General features: G+C 35.7%; 19 protein-coding genes and 2 tRNA genes. 11 read left to right on the forward strand and 10 right to left on the reverse strand.

Going from position 1 to position 24,000, the window contains the following annotated elements; translation table 11 throughout:
- Positions 1–65: 65 nt before the first annotated feature.
- A complete protein-coding gene (murF, locus tag ABWH96_RS18895) occupies positions 66–1,376 on the forward strand; it encodes a UDP-N-acetylmuramoyl-tripeptide--D-alanyl-D-alanine ligase (protein WP_375579060.1) in 1,311 nt (436 codons plus the stop codon).
- Positions 1,377–1,782: 406 nt separating this feature from the next.
- Here the strand turns inward: murF and ABWH96_RS18900 are convergent, their stop codons facing one another.
- The 4 genes from ABWH96_RS18900 to ABWH96_RS18915 form a co-directional block, all read right to left on the reverse strand.
- Positions 1,783–1,950 (reverse strand): hypothetical protein, encoded by a 168-nt coding sequence (locus ABWH96_RS18900; protein WP_375579061.1) that lies wholly within the window; start codon positions 1,948–1,950, stop codon positions 1,783–1,785.
- Positions 1,951–2,000: 50 nt separating this feature from the next.
- The gene (locus tag ABWH96_RS18905) at positions 2,001–3,119 is read right to left on the reverse strand and encodes a transposase (RefSeq protein WP_375579062.1); all 1,119 of its coding nucleotides are present in this window, start codon (positions 3,117–3,119) and stop codon (positions 2,001–2,003) included.
- A 206-nt stretch (positions 3,120–3,325) separates the two neighbouring features.
- Positions 3,326–4,387, reverse strand: coding sequence for a WD40/YVTN/BNR-like repeat-containing protein (locus ABWH96_RS18910; protein WP_375579063.1), 1,062 nt, complete (start codon positions 4,385–4,387; stop codon positions 3,326–3,328).
- Complete coding sequence (locus tag ABWH96_RS18915) at positions 4,362–6,851, reverse strand: AsmA-like C-terminal region-containing protein (protein ID WP_375579064.1); 2,490 nt, start codon at positions 6,849–6,851, stop codon at positions 4,362–4,364. Before ABWH96_RS18915 ends, ABWH96_RS18910 begins: the two co-directional genes overlap by 26 nt.
- Positions 6,852–7,068: 217 nt before the next feature.
- Here ABWH96_RS18915 and ABWH96_RS18920 point away from each other — a divergent pair.
- The 4 genes from ABWH96_RS18920 (at position 7,069) to ABWH96_RS18935 (ending at position 8,202) form a co-directional block, all read left to right on the forward strand.
- Positions 7,069–7,140 (forward strand) — tRNA-OTHER (locus ABWH96_RS18920).
- A gap of 17 nt (positions 7,141–7,157) precedes the next feature.
- Positions 7,158–7,235: transfer RNA gene (locus ABWH96_RS18925), tRNA-Val, on the forward strand.
- Between the two features lie 259 nt (positions 7,236–7,494).
- The gene (locus ABWH96_RS18930; RefSeq protein WP_375579065.1) at positions 7,495–7,653 is read left to right on the forward strand and encodes a hypothetical protein; all 159 of its coding nucleotides are present in this window, start codon (positions 7,495–7,497) and stop codon (positions 7,651–7,653) included.
- A 12-nt stretch (positions 7,654–7,665) separates the two neighbouring features.
- Positions 7,666–8,202: a GNAT family N-acetyltransferase gene (locus tag ABWH96_RS18935; protein WP_375579066.1), complete on the forward strand. Its 537-nt coding sequence runs from the start codon at positions 7,666–7,668 to the stop codon at positions 8,200–8,202.
- 70 nt (positions 8,203–8,272) lie between these two features.
- Here ABWH96_RS18935 and ABWH96_RS18940 read toward each other — a convergent pair whose 3' ends face one another.
- The gene (locus ABWH96_RS18940; protein WP_375579067.1) at positions 8,273–8,704 is read right to left on the reverse strand and encodes a hypothetical protein; all 432 of its coding nucleotides are present in this window, start codon (positions 8,702–8,704) and stop codon (positions 8,273–8,275) included.
- Positions 8,705–9,157: 453 nt separating this feature from the next.
- Here ABWH96_RS18940 and ABWH96_RS18945 point away from each other — a divergent pair, with 453 nt between their 5' ends.
- The 3 genes from ABWH96_RS18945 to ABWH96_RS18955 all read left to right on the forward strand — a co-directional run bounded on the left by ABWH96_RS18945 (position 9,158) and on the right by ABWH96_RS18955 (position 11,754).
- The gene (locus ABWH96_RS18945; protein WP_375579068.1) at positions 9,158–9,739 is read left to right on the forward strand and encodes a hypothetical protein; all 582 of its coding nucleotides are present in this window, start codon (positions 9,158–9,160) and stop codon (positions 9,737–9,739) included.
- A 265-nt stretch (positions 9,740–10,004) separates the two neighbouring features.
- Positions 10,005–10,634, forward strand: coding sequence for a hypothetical protein (locus tag ABWH96_RS18950; protein WP_375579069.1), 630 nt, complete (start codon positions 10,005–10,007; stop codon positions 10,632–10,634).
- 58 nt (positions 10,635–10,692) lie between these two features.
- Positions 10,693–11,754 carry an XRE family transcriptional regulator gene (locus ABWH96_RS18955; RefSeq protein WP_375579070.1) on the forward strand — a complete coding sequence of 354 codons (1,062 nt, stop codon included), beginning with the start codon at positions 10,693–10,695 and terminating at the stop codon, positions 11,752–11,754.
- 251 nt (positions 11,755–12,005) lie between these two features.
- Here the strand turns inward: ABWH96_RS18955 and ABWH96_RS18960 are convergent, their stop codons facing one another.
- The 4 genes from ABWH96_RS18960 to thrA all read right to left on the reverse strand — a co-directional run bounded on the left by ABWH96_RS18960 (position 12,006) and on the right by thrA (position 18,619).
- Positions 12,006–13,580, reverse strand: a complete 1,575-nt coding sequence (locus ABWH96_RS18960; RefSeq protein ID WP_375579071.1) for a GMC oxidoreductase — start codon at positions 13,578–13,580, stop codon at positions 12,006–12,008.
- Positions 13,581–13,755: 175 nt separating this feature from the next.
- Entirely contained in the window at positions 13,756–15,033 is a 1,278-nt protein-coding gene (gene thrC, locus ABWH96_RS18965; RefSeq protein WP_375579072.1) for a threonine synthase, read from the reverse strand.
- Positions 15,030–15,962, reverse strand: a complete 933-nt coding sequence (locus ABWH96_RS18970) for a homoserine kinase (RefSeq protein WP_375579073.1) — start codon at positions 15,960–15,962, stop codon at positions 15,030–15,032. The genes thrC and ABWH96_RS18970 overlap by 4 nt, the downstream gene beginning before the upstream one ends.
- Before the next feature lie 200 nt (positions 15,963–16,162).
- On the reverse strand, positions 16,163–18,619 hold the full coding sequence (gene thrA, locus ABWH96_RS18975; RefSeq protein ID WP_375579074.1) for a bifunctional aspartate kinase/homoserine dehydrogenase I: 2,457 nt from the start codon (positions 18,617–18,619) through the stop codon (positions 16,163–16,165).
- Between the two features lie 597 nt (positions 18,620–19,216).
- Between thrA and ABWH96_RS18980 the strand changes: the two genes are divergently transcribed.
- The 3 genes from ABWH96_RS18980 to ABWH96_RS18990 are packed head-to-tail and all read left to right on the forward strand — an operon-like array spanning position 19,217 to position 22,321.
- Positions 19,217–20,926 carry a WD40/YVTN/BNR-like repeat-containing protein gene (locus ABWH96_RS18980; protein ID WP_375579075.1) on the forward strand — a complete coding sequence of 570 codons (1,710 nt, stop codon included), beginning with the start codon at positions 19,217–19,219 and terminating at the stop codon, positions 20,924–20,926.
- Complete coding sequence (locus ABWH96_RS18985) at positions 20,892–22,037, forward strand: WD40/YVTN/BNR-like repeat-containing protein (RefSeq protein WP_375579076.1); 1,146 nt, start codon at positions 20,892–20,894, stop codon at positions 22,035–22,037. The genes ABWH96_RS18980 and ABWH96_RS18985 overlap by 35 nt, the downstream gene beginning before the upstream one ends.
- On the forward strand, positions 22,019–22,321 hold the full coding sequence (locus ABWH96_RS18990; RefSeq protein ID WP_375579077.1) for a hypothetical protein: 303 nt from the start codon (positions 22,019–22,021) through the stop codon (positions 22,319–22,321). Before ABWH96_RS18985 ends, ABWH96_RS18990 begins: the two co-directional genes overlap by 19 nt.
- A gap of 95 nt (positions 22,322–22,416) precedes the next feature.
- Here ABWH96_RS18990 and ABWH96_RS18995 read toward each other — a convergent pair whose 3' ends face one another.
- A complete protein-coding gene (locus tag ABWH96_RS18995) occupies positions 22,417–23,940 on the reverse strand; it encodes a GH3 auxin-responsive promoter family protein (RefSeq protein ID WP_375579078.1) in 1,524 nt (507 codons plus the stop codon).
- Between the last annotated feature and the right edge of the window lie 60 nt (positions 23,941–24,000).

A 24,000-nucleotide genomic window follows, 5' to 3' on the forward strand; every position in this document is an offset into this window, starting at 1 on the left:
TTTTTTCTATTATAAACAATTAGAAGCTTTTACAATTTTATAGATTTGTATAAACCTATTGAACGATGACTCAGATAGAAAAGCTGTACGAAATATATTTAAAAAGTACTGGAATTTGCACTGACACCAGAGCGCTAGAAGATGGAAATCTTTTTTTTGCCTTGAAAGGCCCCAATTTCAATGGAAATAAATTTGCTCAAAAAGCCCTTGCTGAAGGTGCTTCAACAGTAGTCATTGATGAGGTTGAATATCATACGGATGATGAAAGAAATATTTTGGTGGATGATGCCTTAAAAACATTGCAACTATTGGCTACTCATCACCGAGAGCAACTCAACATCCCGATTATCGGAATCACAGGTTCTAATGGGAAAACCACCAGTAAGGAATTAATTCATGCGGTACTAGCGAAGAAATATAATATTTTTGCAACTGAAGGGAATTTGAATAATCATATTGGGGTTCCCCTAAGCTTGCTCTCCATCAATAAAGACCATGAAATAGCTATAATTGAAATGGGGGCTAATCATGTGGGAGAAATTGCTTCCTACTGCCAAATGGCACAACCAACGCACGGGTTAATCACCAATATTGGTAAAGCGCACATTGGGGAATTCGGTGGTTTTGAGAATATCATAATTGGAAAAAGTGAGTTGTTTGATTTCTTAAAGAAAAATGATGGTGTTCCATTTATCAATACGCAAGATGCAGTATTAAAAAATATGGAAAAGCGATTCTCCAATGCAGTTACCTTCCCAAATGAAGGAAATAATTTAGAATTGAGACCTGAAAAGGGAACTGCATTTTTGAGATATTCAACTGAAGGTTTTAGCCATATAGACACACACTTGGTAGGTCAATTTAATTATCTAAATGTGGCTGCAGCACTATGTATAGGTAAATATTTTGACGTTTCTATGGAAAAAGCCATAGAGGCAACGCAGGAATATATGCCTGAAAATATGCGTTCTCAGATGATCAAGACGGATAATTATACTATTTTATTGGATGCTTACAATGCCAATCCTGATTCTATGGAATTAGCTATCAAAAGTCTGGGAGCTATTGAAAACACAGAATCAGTAGTTATTTTAGGGGATATGCTGGAATTGGGCGATACATCAGAGTTGGAACATGAGAAACTGGGAGAGTTGGCAGTGGATTTGGGTATTAGCAAAAGATATTATTGTGGAAAACAAATCCAATCCGCATCCAAAAAAGATACTTTCGGTAAGTATTTCGAAACTAAAGAAGAATTGATTGAGCACCTAAGGGCTAAACCTTTAAAAAAGGGAAGCACTGTTTTAATTAAAGGCTCCAGAAAGAATGCTTTGGAAGAAATAGTTCCTTTTTTGGTGAAGTCTGAGGGGAGATAGGAATTGAAACTTCGTTTCAATAATACAAGATTCCCACCTTCGTGGGAATGACGCACGGATTGAGATTTCCATAAAATCAAAAACTTTAATCTCAAGAAATTAATTTCATAAAATCAAAAATTAAAAGTAGGATTAGGACGTCCCCGCTTTAGAGTGCGGGGCAGGCTATCCTCGGGAAGGCGGGGATCTATTGATTTTAGGCTCCTCTTGAAAAATGCTTGAAGCAGCGAACGTTTAGGGGGTATAATAATTTAATTTCTTTACCTCATGCATTTTTACATCCTAAATCTGATTTTAACCTCTTGGATTAGTACAATTTCAGCTCTCAAGCAGCTTGATTTTTTCCGTTTTTTAGCGATTGGACGTACCTGTCCTGTAAAATAATGTGATGTTCATTTTTTTCTTGTCAGGCTGCCAGTCGGACTGGGGGAGAAATTTTGTTCAAGGCCAGTTTCTTGGCGTTTGATGCCATAACACCAAAGAACACCCATACCCTTTCGTTTTGAGCGCCCCTTGCTTTTATTTTCCTTAACCCATAGTGGTTTTTATGGTTCCCAAAACTTCCTTCCAACACCGTTGACCTGTCCTTGTTAAGTTCTGCCTGTAAGGCTTTTTCGGGCTTGCTTAATTTGACGGGCCTTTTTTGGCAAAGTTGGTGAAGATATGTTTAGAGGTAATGTAGCGCCTGTTTTCATTTGTAGGGTATATCTTGTCGGCAGACAGTTGGTGCAGTTGCCCAAAAAGCATCCTATGCTTTAAACAGCTTATCTTAAGTCTTTTACATTCGTTATAGGCATTAAAGTCCATCAGGTCAAAATACTGAATACCTCCTGTTTGTAGCATGTGGACTTTCATCCCAAATTCCACGGGCTTGTTCTCCTTTCCCCTTACTATTGGGCGAACATAGGGCTTATAGAGTGAAACAATGCGGTCTTTTACCTTTTCGCCAGGATTATTGAACAGGTATTCTTGTTGTTGCAGTACTTTTTTAATGGTGCGGATGTAGCCGTACTGGTGGGAAGTAAGTATTACTTCCGGATGAAGGTTGAGAAAATCCTGCAATTGCCCCAGCCCTTTGCCCAACAGGTAGATCAAGCTCTTCTTACGGGCCTTCCCTTTTTTTATGCTCTTCTTGCGCAGCCTATCATAGGTGAGCTGTTTGCGCTTTTGATCAATAAACTTGTTCCTCGGTCTTCTTTCACCGGTAACCTTGCAAAGTTTGAAAAGCAGTTTTTCATATACCCATTGATTGGACTCCCATAATAACTTTACATCTGTGGGAAAACGGATGCAGCTCTCATAGCAGGTGGCATCCATGGACAGCACATGGGTGTTCTCTATGTCATCCTTCCAATGATTGAGCAAAACTGTTTGCAACTGGTTTAAATCCGCATGCTTTGCAATATGGGTCCTTACCCTTGAAGGCAGGTTAGAATCTTTAATGAGTTTACCATCAGCCAGTGGCCTGTTGCAAAATATTTGCAAAGACCAATCGGTATTGAAACGCTCTATCAACTGGTGGTCGCTCAAGTTCAGGTAATGCTTTAAAAACATCAGGGCAAACATGCCCTCATTGCTCAACCATCTGGGAGCACCTTTACTGTTTTCATCCTGCGGAGGGAGACATTCTCCCAGTTCTTTTAAAGGAAGCCTTTCGTGTACTTTTCCGATTTCGAGTGTCTTGAAAATATACCATTTTGGAGAAACTATTGATTTGAGTGGGAATAAATTCAGCTGTGCCATATATTGCAGTTGTTATTTGTTTTTTTCTCAACTACAATATAACACAAAACCCCGAAAATTGCCATATATGGCGAAATTCGGGGTTTTAAATTAATTTTCCCTGGTTTTAATTCATTGAAAAACAATTATTTATATCTATCCAAGGGGAGCCGATTTTAACCAAAGGTTAAAATATACAATCAGCTAAGCCGAAAATACATCAATTTCTATTCCAACTCCACCTTAAACATTTTACCATTCCTGCCCGCCATTAAAGCTGTTCGGCTGTCAATAAAGGTGGCTGTCCAAATATCTTCTTCACTTAAGATTTGCCACTTTTCTTGATCACCCAACCAAATCTCAGCTCCTTTTGGTTCACAAACCAATACAAACTCATTTTCTAAATAATTTGTGACCGCTAAGCCGTAGAAAGAGCCTTGAGTTTGATGAGATGGAAGAGTTTTCCAACTTCTCCCATTATCTTCAGAATAGTAAACATTTTCCAATTGCTGATCCGTAATGGCTAAGTCACCGCCTGTAATCCATAATTTGTCATTTGACTTTTTAATGGCCGTCAAACCTGCGAATTCACCTGTCATCATAGGGGTGCTTTTCACTTCCCAGCTTCTGCCATAGTCTGATGTATAAAAAACCCTTGCACTTCCGTTGGCTCCTGTTGCTATCCATGCTTTTCCATCTGCGTCAGTCAAAATATTGCTGCCGCTTGAAGCAAAACCACCTTCGCCCTCATTTGCCTTTGGAGCAGTCGGAATTCGAGTCCAGCTTCTACCAAAGTCAGCTGTTTTAAGAATATATGCCAATGAATCAATTGCATCTCCATAAACAAGTCCTTGTCCATTTTCCCAGAATTGCACGGCATCTATGAAACCTTTCTCATTTTCCATCTGAAAGACTTTTCTCCATCCTGATTCTTCATGGAAATAGAAGATTTGGCTCAATTCCCCCTCACCTGCACTTAATACAATGGCTTCTTTATCACTAATGGGATGAACATCACGAAATTGAAGACTATCAATCTCAGGATAAGTAAAGACTTTCCAATCTTCGCCTGCATTAGTCGATTTAAGCAATGTGGAATAAGTCCCGCTTGCCCAAACTATGGAGTCGTTGAATGACTGCAAACCGATAATTAGCGCATCGGTATTCGTTTTTAGCTCTGTTACTTTAGGGGTCACTTTTTTATTTCCACATGATGCGATTAAAAATATTACCACTATCATTAAGCCTGAACTAGCTATTCTTTTACCAATCAAAATATTCTTCTTCATTTAATTCAACTTCTTTTTCTTCTTTCTCTGGGAGTTTTTCTCCTTTGATGATTTTCTTTAAAGTTTTGCCCTCTTCTTTAATTCTCTGTGCTACAGATTGTAATGACCGCTTTCTATCCCAGCTGACTTCAAAATCATCTGTAGTACCCAAAATCTTCAAATAAAGATTAGAGTATTCTCCACTTTCCTCTATGGCACCGAATGCCGCATCACTATCTTCCTTTTTATAGTTTTTTAAAGGTACTAATAATCTATAATTAATTTCTTGATTGAAAGTATGAGTACCTTGTAATAAAATATCAGATACATTAGACTGAATGGACATCTCAGGTAGGTAAATTACTTTATTCTTGATTTCTATGGTGTTGCTTAATTCCCCAAAATTCAAATGTGTGAGCTCATCTTCTCTCACATAATCGGACAAACTTAGCATAGGCTCAAAATTGTTGAGCTCTCCATTTTCAACCTTTGCATCAATAGTAGCAGTAAAAGCATCGGATTGAAAATTCAAGCTTTCATCTAGCATTATAAAAGCTTTCACATCAGCATCAATTTTCCCTTTCAAATGACGGTCTGTTAAGAAATCCTGCTGGAAATTTTCGAAAGTATAAAAAATGCTATCTACATTCATTCCTTTAAAATAGGCTTGAGTGTTAATGATAATTTCATTTTTCTTTTTCGCATTTACTGTACCACTCAAAGTCATTTTACCCCCATTGCTTTCCAAAGCCAATTGAGGTGCCTCTAGAATTTGATTAGATAATTTAATTTTACCTGAAATTTCCCTGCCTTCAAATCGCTTAAATTCCAATTTGGAGATATGAGAAGTTAAGTCCAATTGCAGTTTAGGGCTTAAGGCAAACTTGAAAGATTCTTCCTGTTTTTCGATTGAGTTTTCAGCATTGGACAATCCCGATAGCAACTCATTTAAATTAATGTTTTCACTGATAGTTTCTGCCTCAATTAGTAGTGGTTGGTTTTCTTTTAAGAAATAAGGTATGATATTGAGAAAAAATCCACTTAATTCAATATCAGAATCTCCAATCTTTCCCTGCAAATGATTGATGGCAATGTCATTCTTATTAAACATTAATCTCCCATTCAATCCAGAAATAGGTAGGGGATAATCTAAATAAACCCCACTCAAATTGCTCAGAATAATTTCCCCAGAATTATTGATTCGGGAGGCAGTGGAAGCCTGCTTAAAATCATTATAATAGCCAGCTATATTTAAATTGAAATCAATTAAGCCTTCTAGTTTAGTGTATTTTTCATGATTGGGAAAGAAAGTAAATAAATCCTGAGTTGAAATCTGACCTTTGGTTGAAAGATTAATAAGGTAATTTTCAAAATCCTTAATGCCTAAATTAGCGCTAAATGCTTTTCCTTTAAGATTTCCCGTTAAATCTTTTAAAACCAATTGAGAAGTTTTCAGGCTTTGCCTCTCACCATTATTGAAATTCCCATGAAAGCTTAAATCCTCAAATCTTGTATTATATTCAGCTTGAAAAAGAGAAGCATTCTCCACACTAAAATTGAAATTGATTCTAGGACTTTCCTTAGACGTTAACTTTCCGATTAAACTTCCTTCGAATTGGGCGTTGCCTGTGCTTTCATAATCATCCAATTGCTTTCTATATTCCTCAGGTAATAGAGAAATAAGCGTTCTAAAATCCGACTCCACACCTTTCACTTGAATATCCATATGACTGTTGAGAATTTCATAATTACCTGAAACTAGAAATTCATTGCCCGACAAAAGGATTTGAGAAGGCAAAATATCTACAGTTTCCGCTCCTTGGGTATAATCCAGTTTAGCTTTGACCTTTAGATATTTATTTTCAAAATAACTGTACTCTCCAATTTTTATAGCTTTGGAATTAATTTTTCCCTCAGCCTTTATACGGTAAACCTCCCCCACTTTATTTAAGCTTGCATACAAGCTTTCAGCAAATTGCAAATAAGATTGCTTTAAAGACTCATCCACATAATTGACCTGCACGGCTTGAATCTGTATATTCTTCAAATTGAAATTGACCGATTGATTAGATGATTCACCTGAACTTTTAATAATATCATAATTTCTCTCGCCTGTTCGAGTAGTGCGAATGGTTACCTCTCCCCTTTTCAAAATTATTTTCTCAAATGAATAATCTCCTTTCAGAAAATCCAAAGTGTTAAAGGACAAAGCAAGTTCCTCCAACTTAGCTAAAGGAAAACTGCTCCTTTCTAGGGATTCTTCTATGAAAACATCCTGAAATCGCAATGAGATGTTAGGAAAATCAGTCCACCAGTTAATATCAATAGTACCCACCTCCACAGGCGTTTGTATAGTTTTATTAACTTCGGATAGGATTTTATCGATCAGTTGATCTTGATTATAATATAAATAAGCCGACCCGCCAGCAAAGAGCAGGATAAAAAATAAAAAAAGATAAAGAATAAACTTTCTGATGCGCTTCAAAGTATTGCTTTTGATTGATGAACGAAAATTGTGAATAAGGGGTATAAATCCAAATTAATTTTTTTAAAGGATTTAAACAGTTGATTTTCAGTTTTATAAAAGAAAGCTTAAAAATAATTTAAATTATTTTACAAAATCAATTTGTAAATATAAAAAGCAGTACTACATTTGCATTCCCAAAAGACAACAAAAGGTTGTGAAAAATTAAAAAAGGGGATATAGTTCAGTTGGTTTAGAGCATCCCGACTTACGAAGTCGGGAGGGTCGTAGGTTCAAATCCTACTAATCAGCTGGTTTTGATATAATGGGAATATAGCTCAGTTGGTTTAGAGCACCTGCCTTACAAGCAGGGGGTCGTAGGTTCGAATCCTACTATTCCCACCACAAAAGCCTTTCGATTGATTTCGAGAGGCTTTTTTCATTTTAAGGGGACTACATTGGGGACTACAATTATTTTCCGAATACTGCAATGACTAATCAATATTGTTTCTTTTTAAAGAAAATCTTCCTATCATTGATAATTAATAAATCTTCAAACACAAAAATTGAGAGGGTAAAACCTTTTTAAATTTTTAAAGTTTATTAATAATAATATAGATAATATTATTTATAATTTTATCTTTGCAGACTTAATGTAAAAACCATGGCAAAACCAATCAAAGAAACTCCAATACTTAAGGGGAAAGATGCACAAAGGTTTAATTTTAACGCTGAAACTGTTAAAGATAGACATGTTGATGCTAGAACAAAAAACAGAATACAGGAAAACTATAATTATTTAAAAAGTATTACTGTAGGGTAAAGATTTACAATATTGCCACTTCCCGAAAATTCACAAATTGTTCGACTAACTCCAGATTACACATTCAAAAGATTTAATTGTGGTGATAGTGACTTAAATGAGTTTCTTTTAGAAGATTCAATAAGTTATCTACGCAAACTTTTGGCAGTTACGAACATTATTGAAAATAATGATCAAATAATTGCCTTTTTTAGTTTATTGAACGATAAAATTACCATTGATGACACACCAAGTAAAAATCAATGGAAAAAGCTTTTCAAAAAAACAACTGGAAAAAGTTTCAAAAGTCACCCAGCAATGAAAATTGGACGGCTGGGTGTAGATGTAAATTATCAGTCTAGTGGAATAGGAACTATAATACTTGACTACTTGAAGAATCTTTTCATAGATAATAATAGAACTGGTTGTAGATTCATAACAGTTGATGCATACCGTGAATCACTAGCATTTTATCAAAGAAATGATTTTCAATTTATGACAAGTGAAGATGAAAATGCTGATACACGATTAATGTACTTTGATCTATACACTCTTTCAGATGATAATTAATAGTTTTCATTTGAGTCTAATAAGATAAAGTAATTAAAATTGAATGTATAAATTGAAATTAGCTGTATAATTATTTCATTAAAGCAAGCTCCATAGCATTACGGGGCAATTTATCAGCTTTATTGAGTTCACTCAAAACCTTCAAATACCTTTTAGTTGGCTTGCCTGCATAGTATCTCTTAAAATATTTAGCATTCATAGCCTCATAGTATTTATCCTTCTTAAATAATGGGTCAATCCATCTGAATAAACGCCTGTTTTTCTTACTGTATGTTTGGCTTTCGTACATACAATTATTAAAGGCTTCACGGTGGAAAAAATATCCATCTACTGAATAAAGTTTACGGCAGAGCTTATTTGTATGAGAGAAACGGAAATACCAAACAGAACCCTTGCACAAATTAGAGGGCAAAGAATCTAATTGCAGTTTATACTTTCGGGGTTCATCCCTGTATTTATAATCTAATTCAATGTATGGATAATATTCTTGAGTGTTTACCAAAAATGAAATACTACCTGTCTGCCTTCCATTTGTACTCCATTTGATTGTACCGCATTGAATTTAATTAGAATTAAGGTACTCTAACCTTTTAAGGTCTGCAATACTTAATTGCAAAGCATCATTGTAAAGAATTGGAAAAGTAAATGGCTTTGGCATAATTTCTCTGTTAGCGCGAAACCTAAATAACTAAGGAAAACGGACTTTAATTCGTTTTATTATGTGGAGGTATGAAATTATAAAGAGGTCCCTTTTAATGCAGTTAGATAGCATTTTCAAAGCATTCCAAACGGGAATTAATCCTTCCAATCCCTATGAATTCAACTGTTTTAGTTTTTATATTCGGTCTTTTAAATATGGGCTTGGATATCTATTTCGTGTTTGTCATATCAAGATTGGATGAGAATTTGATATAAATTAGTGTAACCTAATTTTAAAAAACTAGATTATAAATATATGAGAACTTTAAATACACTATTAATATTCACCTCAATATCTCTTGCTCTCTATTCTTGTAGCGATTTAACTAATCCAGATAATAATGAGCCAGAACCAATTAGTATACATAATCGAACATCTGAAACCATCTTAGTAATCGATAAGAGCACTCGTGAAGAAATACTGGTAGAACCAGATGAAAGTATGCCATTGAAAGAGTATGGCAGTATTACTGACAATTATATCTTTAAATTACCTTCAGATGAAGAGAAGTTTGTATACTTTGAATATAGCAATGACGGTAAATTCATTTTTGCGATCTATGATTTTTACCTTCAATATATAATTACTGGATCAAATGGAGCAGAAGAAGCAAGTTTAACTTGGGAAACTAGTAATGGTGGTACTGGACAAAACACAGTTAACCTACCATACACCATAGAATACGACACTCCTTTTAGCGATGATTTTTACTATATATCAGCCCAAATTGAAAATGGATATGGTACTATAAAAGTGGAAATAATAAATAGGTTTGGAAATGTAGTAGATTCTGATGCGGCAACTGGTGAATTTGCTATTGCAACTGCCTCTGACTAAAGGCTAAAATGGAACAAGGTTGATGTAGAGACAATCATAGCTAACTCCCTTTTTACAATACTCTCAAATGAAACCCAATAACAAAACAGCCTCTCTCCTTTCAAAACCACATCTTCAGGAACCATTTTACAATATTTTTAAATTATTATATAATAAGATCTACAATTTAAACTTTTTTTTATATATTTGTGTTGAAAAAAAATATCTCTGTTGGCCAGAGATATTTATCTGGTTGCTTCTATCAACCTTTAAATAAAAAATATTTATGATCACAAATTTACTAAAAAACAGAACATTGCCAAAAAGAAGAAGATTGGCAACACAAGACGGGTGTCTTCTTGATTTACAAGAAGAACTTCCAATAATGTTTAAAGCTTTTAGTGAGGCTTTTGAAGCATTTGAGAAAGAAATAAGTCAAACACCACCTATGGCACGGGCTAGAGGCTTTGAAGCTTCCTTATTAAATTCAAAAATGATTCAAAGTATTCAGGATAATTTTCCAAATAATTGGAAATTTGGAAAATATAAGCGTTTTACATTACAGAAAAATGGCTATACAATATTATTTAAGAAACTAAATAATAAGAATATGCCTATGAATATCAAAACAAATACAGTTAACGCCATCGCTCAACAAGAGCAGTTATCTTTATTTGACGATAATTCACTAGTTGCAAATCCAATACTTTATTTTGGTTACAAAAAAAGTAATATTGGAAGTATTGTCGACCCTAAATTAATATATATTGACGACAATAAACTAAAATGGATTATAACAGCTGATGATATTGTAACTACCAAAAATAGCGAAATAGAGGAAGCTTTTGAAGAAACAGAAATGGATCTTCCTAAGATAAAAGAAGATGTGAAAAGAAAAAAAGCATCAAACGAGTAAAATAAATTAGTTTAGAAGCAACCAGTTTATTTTTTTAATCAAAAATCGTAAAATCGAAATGGAATTTAATTATAAGCAATTAACTTTCGCTCGCGAATACAGGAAGTATTCCCAGACCGAATTAGCTTCCAGAATTCCTGGACTCTCGCAATCGAATCTATCTAAATTTGAAAAAGGTTTAGATACATTGTCAAATGACTTAATAGAAAAAATAATTGATTTTCTAGATTTTCCCAAAGAGTTTTTCCAACAGCACATACCTTCCATGGTAGAAAATGCAGAATATCGTAGAAGAGCTACTATCACAAAAGGGGATAGACTGGATATTGAATACAGCATAAGATTCATTAGCCACCTAATAGACCAAATGAGTAATGCTATAGAGTGGCCTGACTTAAAATTGAAAGCAATAGATATTGAGGACGGATTTAGTCCAGTCTCAATAGCAAAATTGATTAGAAAGCAATTCAAATTAAAAAACGGTGAACCTGTCAAGAACATATTTTCTATAATTGAACAAAGCGGAATTATCATTTATGAATTAGATGCAAATGAAAAATTCGATGGTGTATCATTTCAAACTGAGAATGGTTTTCCACTAATTATTGTTAATAGTAATTTTAGTAATGACAGGAAAAGATTTACCCTTGCTCATGAATTAGGACATTTAGTGATGCATGTTTTAACTGAAAATCCGATTTCAGAATATCGTAACAAGGAAAAAGAAGCAGATCAGTTCGCATCTGAATTTTTAATGCCTGAAGATGGAATTCGAAATTCTCTTCTCAATTTAAAACTAAGCTATCTTGCTGATCTTAAATCTTATTGGCTAACTTCTATGGGTGCAATTATTCGAAAAGCAAAAGATCTTCATTGCATTTCAGCAGATAAATACAAATATCTAAATATTGAATTAAGCAGAAGAGGCTGGAAAAAAAATGAACCAGTACATGTTTTTATTGATTCACCAAAACTATTTAGTGTTGGATACAAGCTTCATAAAAATGACTTGGAATATAGTGATGAAGAACTTTCAAAAGCATTTCGTGTACCTACAGATGTGGTAAAAAGATATTACAATCTACCAAGAGGTGAATCAAAACTTAGAGTTGTAATCTAAATCAACTTCAAAAGACTATTAAAATATGGTTAAAAATTATAACTACTCATTTATCAATTTATTAAAATAGCCTTACAAGCAGGGGGTCGTAGGTTCGAATCCTACTATCCCCACACCTAATTAAAAGGGTTACAGACATAAAGTTTGTAACCCTTTTTTCATTTATATACATATATTGAGGTGTTAAGTTTTCTACTTATTATATTAGATAAAACACCTACAAACTAATTTTATTCCTTCTCAAACCCGGCTTATATTCTTGACTTTTCTGGTACCTGGTCCATTGCATGCTCTGCAATAGCGGTAATAGACAATGAGGGATTAACTCCCGGATTGGCCGATATCATGGAGCCATCTATGACCATCATATTTTTATAACCAAAAACATTATTACTCCTGTCAATCACTCCTTTTTCAGAGTTTTCAGCCATAACAGCACCTCCCAAAATATGCGCTGTTGACGGAATTCCTGCCAGCGTTTCCAGCGAGAAGGCAGTGGCATTCCCATTTATAATTTTTGCATAATCTTTAGTTAGCTGAACAGATTCGGGAATATCCGGGCTCGGTGGTTTTCCATTTCCCACTTTCGATACCAGATTGCCAAGCCATCCTCTTTTAAAGTTAATGGTGCTATCAACCGACTGCATAAATAACAATATGACCGTTCGTTTTGACCAGCTGTTGAGCCAGTAAGTTCTGAAATAACGGACAGGCGACTTAAACATATTGACAAAGGTGTTTCCAATCCTTTTAAAAATAGTGTTTCCCTGTGACATGGGTAAATGCAATAACTTCCAAAAGCCTGAGCCTTCTGAGTAACGACAAATCTCGAGATGCGTGTTTTCATCAGTATGTAAAATACTGCCGATAGCCACTCCTTTAGAGACATTAATGTTTTTCTCCAGACTGGATACGCTGATCAGTGTTTCATTATTGGTTCTTATTTCTTCACCCGTTTTATCGGACAGAAGTGGCAATGAGCCTTTTTTCTTCAATTTTAATAATAATTTTATTGTGCCCATTACCCCACCGGAGAAAATCACTCCATTTGAGGTAAGAGATTTTTTTGTTTTAAAAAACTTTGTACTGGATTGAAGCTGAACATGATAACCATCTGACCCTTCTTTATTGTCAATTGGTTTCACATCAATTACTTCCTGTTCGGCTAGTATTTCAGCTCCTTCTTGCTGGGCAAGATGTAAATAATTTTTATCCAATGTATTCTTGGCGTCATAGCGACAGCCCGTCATACAGCCCCCGCAAAAAGTACAGCCTGACCTTTTAGGGCCTTTACCATCAAAGTATGGATCATCTACCTCAACTCCCGGTTTACCAAAATATACAGCCACTTTAGTAGCTTCAAATTGACTGCTGATATTTCGCTCTGCAGCCAACTTTTGAAGGGAAAGATCACCGTCAAATAATTCTGGGTTTTCGGCAGCGCCCAGCATTTTATGAGCTATTGCATAATAGGGCTTTAGCTCTGTTTCCCAATCTTTTAAACTAGCCCATGAACCCGTTTTATAAAAGGCAGTTTTAGGCACAGGTAAGGTATTGGCATAAACAAGGGAACCGCCTCCTACACCGGCACCCGAGAGAATGGCAACATGCCTGAAAACAGTGAGCTTCATAATACCGAAAAAACGCAGCGATGGCAACCATAACCACTTGCGTAAATTCCAGTTGGTTTTGGCAAAATCTTTTGATTGATACCACTTTCCTTTTTCAACAACGAGAACCTTATATCCTTTCTGCGAAAGTCTTAATGCACTAACCGAGCCCCCGAACCCACTACCAATTATAATGTAATCGTAATCAAAATCCATGATAACTAATTAAAGAAAATAAGTGATTGTTTTAGATATATAGATTAAATATATGGAAAATAATGATGGAGTAAATTGTTTATGGATAATTGGTAGAATTGATTTTATAACATCTACAATCCATTATCTCTTAAATGCTGAATTTCTTCTGATTGCTAGAATTACTCAAAAGATTTCACCCCACCAAAAACTCTTTAAACCCCTCATAATCCACTTTCATTTTTACACTCTTCTTTTCTTTTTGTATTAAAGATTGAGCTGAATCAGGTAAAATATCTTTATCCGTTACTTTCTGCACCACATCCATAAATTTGCAGGGATGGGCTGTTTCCAGTACTATGCCTTTACCTTCTGAGGATTTCATGAATTCCATTAAAGCTAAATAACCTACTGCGCCATGAGGATCTAATAAATAATTATTTTTAGTAAATACTTTTTTCATAATCTCTAAAGTTGTTTCATCAGAAAAGGCATAACCTTTTACTTTTTCTCTGATTTCCTCTTCTGAAAACAAATCTATCATACGCTGGAAGTTGCTGGGATTTCCTACGTCCATGGCATTGGAAATGGTTTGGATGGTAGCCTTAGGTTCATAATTACCGCTATTCAGAAATCGAGGTACCACATCATTACGGTTGGCTCCTGCTACAAACTGTTTGACGGGCAAACCCATTTTCTGCGCTATCAAACCAGCTGTCAGATTGCCATAATTCCCGCTAGGAACTGCAATAGTTAAGGGAGCATTTCCGAATTTTATAAATGGAGCGAAATAATAAACCATCTGAGGTAAAAAGCGAGCAACATTGATAGAATTAGCAGAACTGATATTAAGCTTTTTTCTTAAATCACTATCCAAAAAAGCTTGTTTGACTAATTGCTGGCAATCATCAAAATCGCCTTCTATTTCCAATGCTTTCACATTTTCATCAAAAGTGGTCAGTTGCTTTTCTTGTAGCTCGCTTACTTTTCCAGAAGGATATAAAATTACAACTTCAATATTTTCCACTTTTGAAAAAGCTGCCGCTACTGCCCCACCTGTATCGCCTGAAGTAGCCACCAAAATGGTGCATTTTTCCTGTTCATCTTTGTAAAACTCTTCCAAACATAAAGCTAAAAATGTAGCCCCTACATCTTTAAAAGCATAACTAGGCCCATGAAATAGTTCTAATGCATAATTATTGTGCTTTATTTTTTGAAGTGGGAAATCAAAGGAAAAAGTTTTCTGGATGATATTTTTCAATTGATCATCTTTCAAATCCTCCTCAACAAATGGCTTTAATACATCAAAAGCGATTTCACGAATGCTTTTATCCTGAATATTCTTAAAATAATCTTGAGGTAACTGAGGAATTCTCTCAGGCATAAACAAACCATTATCAGATGGTAATCCCTCAATTACGGCTTCCCGAAAACTTTTCCTCAGATCTTTATTTTTTGTGCTGTAATAGTTCATGACTCCTCCATTTTATAAGTTCCCCTTGCATTAATTTTGGATAAATAAATTTTGGAATCAATTTCTAAATCAGCATAAAATTGTTTCCATTTATCGCCCACTTCTTTAGCTTGATTCTCATTTTCACAAAAAGCAAAAATAGAAGGCCCAGAACCTGAAATACTACATCCCAAAGCTCCAGTTTCCATAGCTAAAGATTTAGCCTGAGCAAATCCAGGAATCAGGTAAGAGCGAATGGGTTCTGCAATTAAATCATTCATGCCCGATCTTATCCAATCGTAATTAGAGGTGGTAAGCCCACTTATCAATGCGGCAATATTCCCCATTTGGGTAATCACATCTGGCAAAACCATCTCCTTTTTCAAAATTTTCTTTGAATCAGCTGTCTTCACTTCAATCTGTGGATGAGCAACCACTATTCTTAACTCTTTTGGGAAAGGGATATTTAATATTTCCAGCGGATGATAACTTTTTATAATACAAAAACCACCCACTAATGAAGCCGCAACATTATCTGCATGGGCTTTTCCTGAAGTTGCTTTTTCGCCCAACATCGCAAATTCCACCAGTTCGAGTTGTGAGAAAGCTTGATCTAATAATTCATTTAGCGCAAAAGCAGTCGCAGCAGCTGTACAGCCGCTCGAACCCAATCCACTCCCAGGTTTAACAGCTTTTTCAATTTTTATACTCAACCCCTGTTTTAAGCCTAATTGATTGAGCATGGCTTGAGCCACAATTCCTGCAATATTTTCATTAGGACTTAAGGGTAAGTCAGGATATTCTGGAATGGGATGAATAATGATTGCATCGGAATCCAGCAATTCTATCTCCAAATGCTCTCCTACACCTTCCAAGGCCAATCCCAGGATATCATATCCAGGACCGACATTGGCAATAGTAGCAGGAGCAAATACTTTTATTTTTTTCATTTTTTTATCTTTTGATCTGTTTTAGCTTTTGTCTTTATCGGTCAGACGGTTCCAACCGTCAGACCGAAGCAATTAATTCCAGTCTGACTATCGCCTGGCCTAGTCAGGTATTCCAATTATCGATCAGACGCGTAATGCGTCAGACCGAACTAGCCAGCTAAACCATTTTGTCTATTATTTTTTGTCAATTGTTAACTGTTTCAGAGAGCATTTGCTATCCGTATGATATCTCCAAAAATACCGGAAGCCGTTACGGCCGCCCCAGCTCCTGCTCCTTTAATCACTAATGGCTGTTCAGGATATCGCTTGGTATTGAACAACACTATGTTATCCTTTCCTTCCAGATTATACAAAGGACTATCAGGCGCTACTTTCTCCAATCCTGTATTGGCTTTTCCGTTTTCGAAAGTGGCCACATATTTCAGCTTTTTGCCTTCAGCATTTGCTTCCTCCACCAGCTTTTTAAAATGTGCTTCTTCCTTAGCTATAGCTTCAAAGAATTTTTCTACATTTTCAGCCTGCATACATTTTTCAGGAATAAAAGGAATAGTGTCAATATCATCCAGCTCCATTTCAAAACCGCTTTCCCTGAGCAAGATCAAAATCTTTCTTTTCACATCTACCCCACTTAAATCAATTCTTGGATCGGGTTCAGTGAAACCTTCTACTTGAGCTTGTTTTACCACATCTGCAAATGATTCGCCTTCTCCTGTATAATTATTAAAGATAAAATTTAAGCTGCCCGACAAAACAGCCTGTATGCCCAATACTTCATCTCCACTTTTAATTAAATCATCCAAAGTATTGATGACTGGAAGCCCGGCCCCTACATTAGTTTCAAATCGGAAATGACTTCTATATCTTAAAGCTAAATTTTTAAGATTTTTGTAATCTCCAAATTTACCGGTGCAGGCAATTTTATTGGGCGTGACTACTGAAATACTGCTTTCCAAAACACCCGCATAAGTATTGGCCACCACCTCATGAGCAGTATTATCGATAAAAATACTGTTCCTTAGATTTAACGCTTTCATTTCCAGTAGAAAATCTTCTAAATCCATCTTTTGTCCTTTCTCCATGAGGGTTTCCACTGCATTTTCTAAAGGAATCCCATTCAAGTCAAAGAGCATTTTACGGGAATTGGCAATACCACTGATTCTTAGATCAATTTGATTATGCTCTTTCAAGTACTCTGATTGTTGATTTAATTGGTCAATCAAAGTTTGTCCGACATTGCCCGTTCCCACTATAAATAAATTTACTCTTTTCAGATCGGACAAAAAGAAACTCTCATGCAATGTATTGAGTGCCTTTTTGACTTGCTTTTTATCTATTACCGCAGAAATATTCTTCTCCGAAGAACCTTGTGCTATGGCTTTTATATTAATTCCATTTTGCCCCAGTACGCTAAACATTTTGCCACTAAGTCCTATTTGGTTTTTCATCTGCGAACTCACTAAGGCCACAATCGCTAAATCAGTTTCAACATAAAGTGGATTAAGCATTTCCTCCTTAAATTCTAAAGAAAAAGCCTTTTCAATGGCAAATTTCGCTTTTTCCACATCCTCTAAATCTATGGCTACACAAATACTATGCTCTGAAGAAGCCTGAGTAATGAGAATTACACTCACCTTTGCTTGTGCCAAAGCTTCAAACAATCGGTGCGAGAAATAAGGAATTCCCACCATGCTGCTACCGGATAAATTAAAAAGGGCAATATTTTCAATGCAGGATATACCTTTTATAGACTGAGAATCAGGTTCGGGGAACTCATGAATTTTTGTTCCCTCTGCATCTGGCTCAAAAGTGTTTTTGATATAAATAGGAATCCCTTTTTTATAAACAGGATGTACCGATGGCGGATACAAAACTTTGGCGCCAAAATGAGTCAACTCCATGGCTTCTTCATAATCAATTTGAGGAATAGCAAAAGCCTGTTTTACATATTTTGGATTGGCGGTCATCATGCCGCTTACATCCGTCCAGATCTCCAGTTCAGGTGCGTCTAAAGCAGCAGCTATTAAAGCTGCAGTGTAATCTGAGCCTCCTCTTCCCAAAGTTGTGCTGTTGCCGTATAAGTCTTTACTTACAAAGCCGGGACAAACTAAAACGTCTGCTTTTTGATTTTGAAAATAAGGTTTAATTTTCTCTTCTGTAAGTGCCATATCGACATTGGCTTTACCAAATTCACTATCTGTCAGGATAAATTCCAGTGGATTAATCAGATTGCTTTTCATCCCCTCTTGCAGAAAAAATTCATTGACTATGAAGGCCGACAAAACCTCACCAGATCCAATAACCTTATCTAAGGTTTTATTCGATAATTCTTGAATTAAAAAGACACCTTTGAGAATATCTTCTATCTCATTAAGGACTAATCTTACTTTTGCCATTAACCCGCTCTGAGCTTTAGCGCCCAATAAGTCTTGGACAGCTTCGAGGTGGCGATTAATTAATTCATCGAGCTGAGCTTTATAGTTCTCATCCCCTTTTTCTGCCAACCGACTACATTCCTGCAGTTGATTGGTGACTCCACTAAAAGCTGAGACCACTATGATCAATTGGTCATTTTGAGATTTCTTAGCCACTATGGCTATTACTTTTTTTATGTTTTCAGGGCTTCCTAGGGAAGTACCTCCAAATTTCAATACTTTCATTTTTTATTTTGATTAATGATTTGATAAAATCAACTTTTCCTAAGTGCTCTGCAGTTTGACGGTTGAAACCGTCTAATCCCTAATCTACATTAATGGCAGTTTCATTTATCGGTCAGACGGTTCTAACCGTCAGACCGAAGCATGCAACAGAGTTAAACCGGTCTGACTGTCGTCTGACCTACTATATCAATTGATTTGAATTTACGGCAAAATATGCCTTATGGCGATATGAAAATATTAACCCCGCAATGGGGTTGTAATGAATGTAGTGGTGAAGGTAGAAATGCCCATACCAATTCCATTCAGCAAGTTGATTGCTGTGATTGAGATTGATTGATATGTGAATTGTTTATTTAACATTTCGTAAAACTGACCGAAATCTAACAGAATATTTTTTAAAGGAAAAAATTTAATAAAGAAATATTGAAAATTATATTTCGAAAAAGGGATTTTAAACCTAATAAACCACTATCAATCTATCATCCTTAAGACTAATTAGTAACACTTTTAAAATTTAACAATACTTTTCTCACCACTCATAAAAAAGCATTCGCTTCTCTTCATTATTTAAAATAGATTGACAAAAAATACACAACTATGAAAAAAATATATTGGCTTATAGGAATACTATTTATATTCCATACAAATGCTGTTGAAGCACAGCGAAACAAAAAAAGTACTGGTACTCAATACGATGAAAAGCTTTATGATGCTTTAGAATGGCGAGGAATCGGCCCTTATCGAGGTGGGAGATCTGCAGCGGTAACAGGAGTAGCAGATCAGCCGAACTTATTTTATATGGGTGCGACTGGAGGAGGTGTTTGGCGCACAAAAGACGGAGGTAACTCCTGGGAAAGCATTTCTGATGGCCACTTTGGAGGTTCGATAGGTGCTGTTTCAGTTGCCGAAAGCGATCCTAATGTGATTTATGTAGGTGGGGGAGAAAAAACTTTGCGTGGAAATATGTCTTATGGCTACGGAATGTACAAATCAGTAGATGCAGGTAAAAACTGGGAACATATTGGGCTGGATAATAGCAGACACATCAGTAGAATCAGAATACACCCTCAAAATCCTGACATTTTATATGTGGCTGTAATGGGCGATATTTTTAAAGATTCTGAAGAAAGAGGAGTTTATAAATCCACTGATGGCGGAAAAACCTGGCAAAGAAAATTATTTGTAAATAATAGAGCTGGTGCTGTGGATCTGATTTTAGATCCAAACAATCCTCGAATCATGTATGCTTCTACTTGGAATGTAAGAAGAAGTCCTTCTAATTTTTCTAGTGGCGGGCCAGGTTCTGACATCTGGAAATCAATCGACAGTGGTGAAAACTGGGTGAAGTTGTCTGAAAATAAAGGCTTACCAAAAGGTGTTTGGGGTATTTCAGGAATCACAGTTTCTCCTCAAAATTCCAATCGATTGTGGACTATAATAGAAAATGAAAATGGAGGGGTTTTCCGTTCCGATGATGCTGGTGAAACTTGGCAAAAAACCAATGATGATAGAGCTTTGAGACAAAGAGCTTGGTATTACACCAGAATTTATGCCGACACTCAAGATGAAGACATGGTTTATGTAGTGAATGTTAATTACCATAAATCTAAAGACGGAGGTAAAACATTTACTTCTCATAGAGCGCCACATGGTGACCATCATGATATGTGGATTGACCCTAATGACAATCAAAGAATGATTATGGCAGATGATGGTGGTGCACAAGTGAGTTTTGATGGCGGAGAAAACTGGAGCACTTATATGAATCAAAATACTGCTCAGTTTTATAGAGTTGTAACAGACAATCATTTCCCATTCAGAATTTATGGAGCTCAGCAGGATAATTCCACGGTAAGAATTGCGCATAGAACAACTGGCTATGTTATTGGTGAGCAAGATTGGGAGTCAACTGCCGGTGGTGAAAGTGCACATTTGGCTATAGATGAAGAAAATAATGATGTGGTTTATGGTGGAAGTTATGATGGGTTTTTAACACGTTACAATCATAATTCAGAAGAAATTAGAGCAATAAATGTATGGCCTGACAACCCTATGGGACATGGAGCTGAGGAAATGAAATATCGTTTTCAGTGGAATTTCCCAATTTTCACTTCTCCTCACGATCCAAACAAATTATACACAGCTTCTAATCATTTGCATGTCACCACAAATGAAGGACATAAATGGGAAACCATCAGCCCTGATTTAACCCGAAATGATCCAAGCAAATTAGGCCCTTCAGGACGAACCAATAACAAAAGACAATACCAGTGTGGAATATTATTGCACCATATTCGCTGCTATTGAATCTCCTTATGAAGAAGGTTTATTATGGACAGGTTCAGATGATGGTTTAGTACATGTAAGCAAAGATGGGGGTGAAAATTGGGAGAATGTAACGCCTAAAAACATGCCTGAGTGGATTATGATTAATAGCATTGAAGCCGATCCATTTACTAAAGGAGGAGCCTATATTGCCGCTACTTCCTATAAAAACGGTGATTATCAGCCTTATCTATATAAAACCAAGGATTATGGTAAAAGCTGGACAAAAATTGTAAATGGCATTCAAAATGATCATTTCACCAGGGTTGTTCGTGCGGATCCTGAAAGAAAAGGCTTGCTTTACGCAGGAACTGAAACGGAAATGTATGTTTCATTTGATGATGGGGCTAGTTGGAAAAATTTCCAGTTAAACTTACCAATAGTTCCGATCACAGATTTAACTATAAAAGATAATCATCTGATAGCAGCTACTCAGGGTAGAGGCTTTTGGTTGATTGATGATTTAACTGTCTTGCACCAATTAAGCGATGTAGTAACTCAAAATGATCACTATTTATTCCAGCCTAAAAAGACTTATAGAATTGGCGGAAGAAGTGTGGAATCAAAAACTGCAGGTGAAAATATGCCATCAGGAGTGATTACTTATTTCCATTTAAAGGATACCGCTTCTGCTGATACGGTGAAAATCCACTATAAAGAAAAATCAGGAAAAGTAATTGCTACTTTCAGTACTCATCCTGATAAAAAAGCAAAAGAAGAAAAGTTGACCGTAGAACCTGGCAGCAATCAATTGATATGGAATATGCGATATCCTGATGCGGAAGTATTTGATGGAATGATATTATGGTGGTCATCTACTAGCGGCCTAACGGCACTTCCTGGCAAATATGATGTGGAACTTTCAGTGAATGGTGAATCACAAACTCAGGAATTTGAAATAGTAAAAGACCCTAGATCAAGCGCTACACAGGAAGATTTGAAAGCGCAATTCGATTTTCAGAATGAGGTTATTGCAAAACTATCTGAAACCAATTTAGCCATTAAGGACATAAGAAAAGCCAGGGTTCAAATTGAGGATGTGATGAAAAAGCAGAAGCTGATACCATTAAAAATATGGGGAAAAGCATTCTAGAGGAGATGAAGGAAATTGAAGAATCGCTTTATCAAACCAAAAACAGAAGTGGCCAAGATCCATTGAATTACCCTATAAGATTAAATAATAAATTAGGTCATTTAAATAGTTTAATGGGGATGGGTGATAACAGGCCTACTGAATCAGCAATTGAATTTAGCAAGGAAGTTACTGCTAGAATTGACAAGCATTTGGATGCGTTAAATTTAATTCTTGATGAGAAAGTTGCTGACTTTAATGATTTAGTAAAAGCCAATGAGGTGAAAGCTGTTAAACTCGATTAGTTTATAGAATTTATCACAAGACCAGTAAAAGAAATTATTCAAATAGTAAGCCTATGATCCTCGGTTTTCCGGGGATCATTTTTTTTATTCAATTTTTAACCCTCGACAAACTCCTGCCATTCGCAGAAAGCATCTTCTTTCATGACTTTAGCCATTTTCACCTGACCACCCTTATGCTTATTGGTATCGTTCCATTCTAAAAATTTATCGGCTGAAATTAAGCTGACTTTTACATCTTTCAATGCTTTGTCACGAGCTACCTTGTAATTCTTATTGCTGTTTTTCAAATGTTCATCTAAGTGTTCACGAATGGCTTCATCATCCAAATTATCATTAACTTCATCCAGTCCTAAATACCAATGGTGAATGTATTCATCATTTTCTTTTACTGCTGCAACCGTAAATTCCTTAATATTTAAAGGGAAATGCTCATTTAGGCTCTCGATGGCATCATCCATTTTATTTACTGAAAGTTGTGAACCTACTACATTCAAAAAGAATTTAGTTCTTCCTGTTATCTTAATTTCATTCTTTGATACATCAGTGAATTTAATAGTATCACCTATCATATAGCGCCATGCTCCGCTTACAGTCGAAATCAATAAGATGTATTCTTTCTCCTCCTCTACTTTTGAGATATCGATGGCTTTTTTCTGAGGATTAATTTTCCCTGATTCCAAAACACTATCTTCATCAAAAGGCACAAATTCAAAATACACCCCATTATCGCATAACAATTGCATAGCATCGGTATCAGGACGGGTTTGGGTAGCCAGATATCCTTCTGAAGCTAGGTAAGTATCAATATACTGGACTGGTGTATTGAATAATTTATCAAAGCTTTTTTTATAAGGATCAAGCGCAACGCCACCTGATGTATAAACTGTCAAATTTGGCCATAGATCATGAATAGAATCTACCTTATTATATTCCATTACCCTTTGCAACATCAATTCAATCCATGAGGGAATTCCGGAAATTGTTCCTATATCCCAGTTTTTTGCTTCTTTGGCAATGGCTTCTACCCTTTCATCCCAGTCGTCAATTGCACTGATTTCCTCTCCAGGTTTATAGAAATTATGAAACCAATTGGGAATATTTGAAGCACTGATTCCGCTAATCTCACCTTCTAAATGGCCATTTACCTTATTTAAATTGGTACTGGAACCCAACATTAAAATTTGTTTTGTAAAAAAGCTTTCTGGTAAATTTTTAAAATTAGATAGGCTTAATACTTGCTGAATTCCTGCATTTCTAATGCTTTCCAGCATATCATCTGTAACGGGGATATGCTTACTATGACCGGTAGTCCCTGAACTAACCGCAAAATGTTTGACTTTTCCTGGCCAACAGATATCTTCTTTACCTTCAAGAGATTTCCTCCACCAAAATTCCATATCATCATAATCATGGTAAGGCACTTCCTCAGCAAAACTTACAGCTAGATTTTTCCGCTTCAATAAATCCTCAAATCCGTAATATTTTCCAAAAGCAGTATCTTTAGATTTCTCAAGCAATTCTTTTAAAGTTTCCTTTTGAGCTTGAATGGGTGAATCATGTTTTTTGATTCTGCTCCCAACTTCAATTGCTGCTTTTATAATATTACTGATGATTTCCATGAAAAAATACTAAGTGAAAAAATATATTGAAGAATTAAATACTCTTCTTTTTAACCAAAA

The sequence above is a fragment of the Marivirga tractuosa genome (assembly GCF_042140215.1).
GTDB lineage: Bacteria > Bacteroidota > Bacteroidia > Cytophagales > Cyclobacteriaceae > Marivirga > Marivirga tractuosa_A.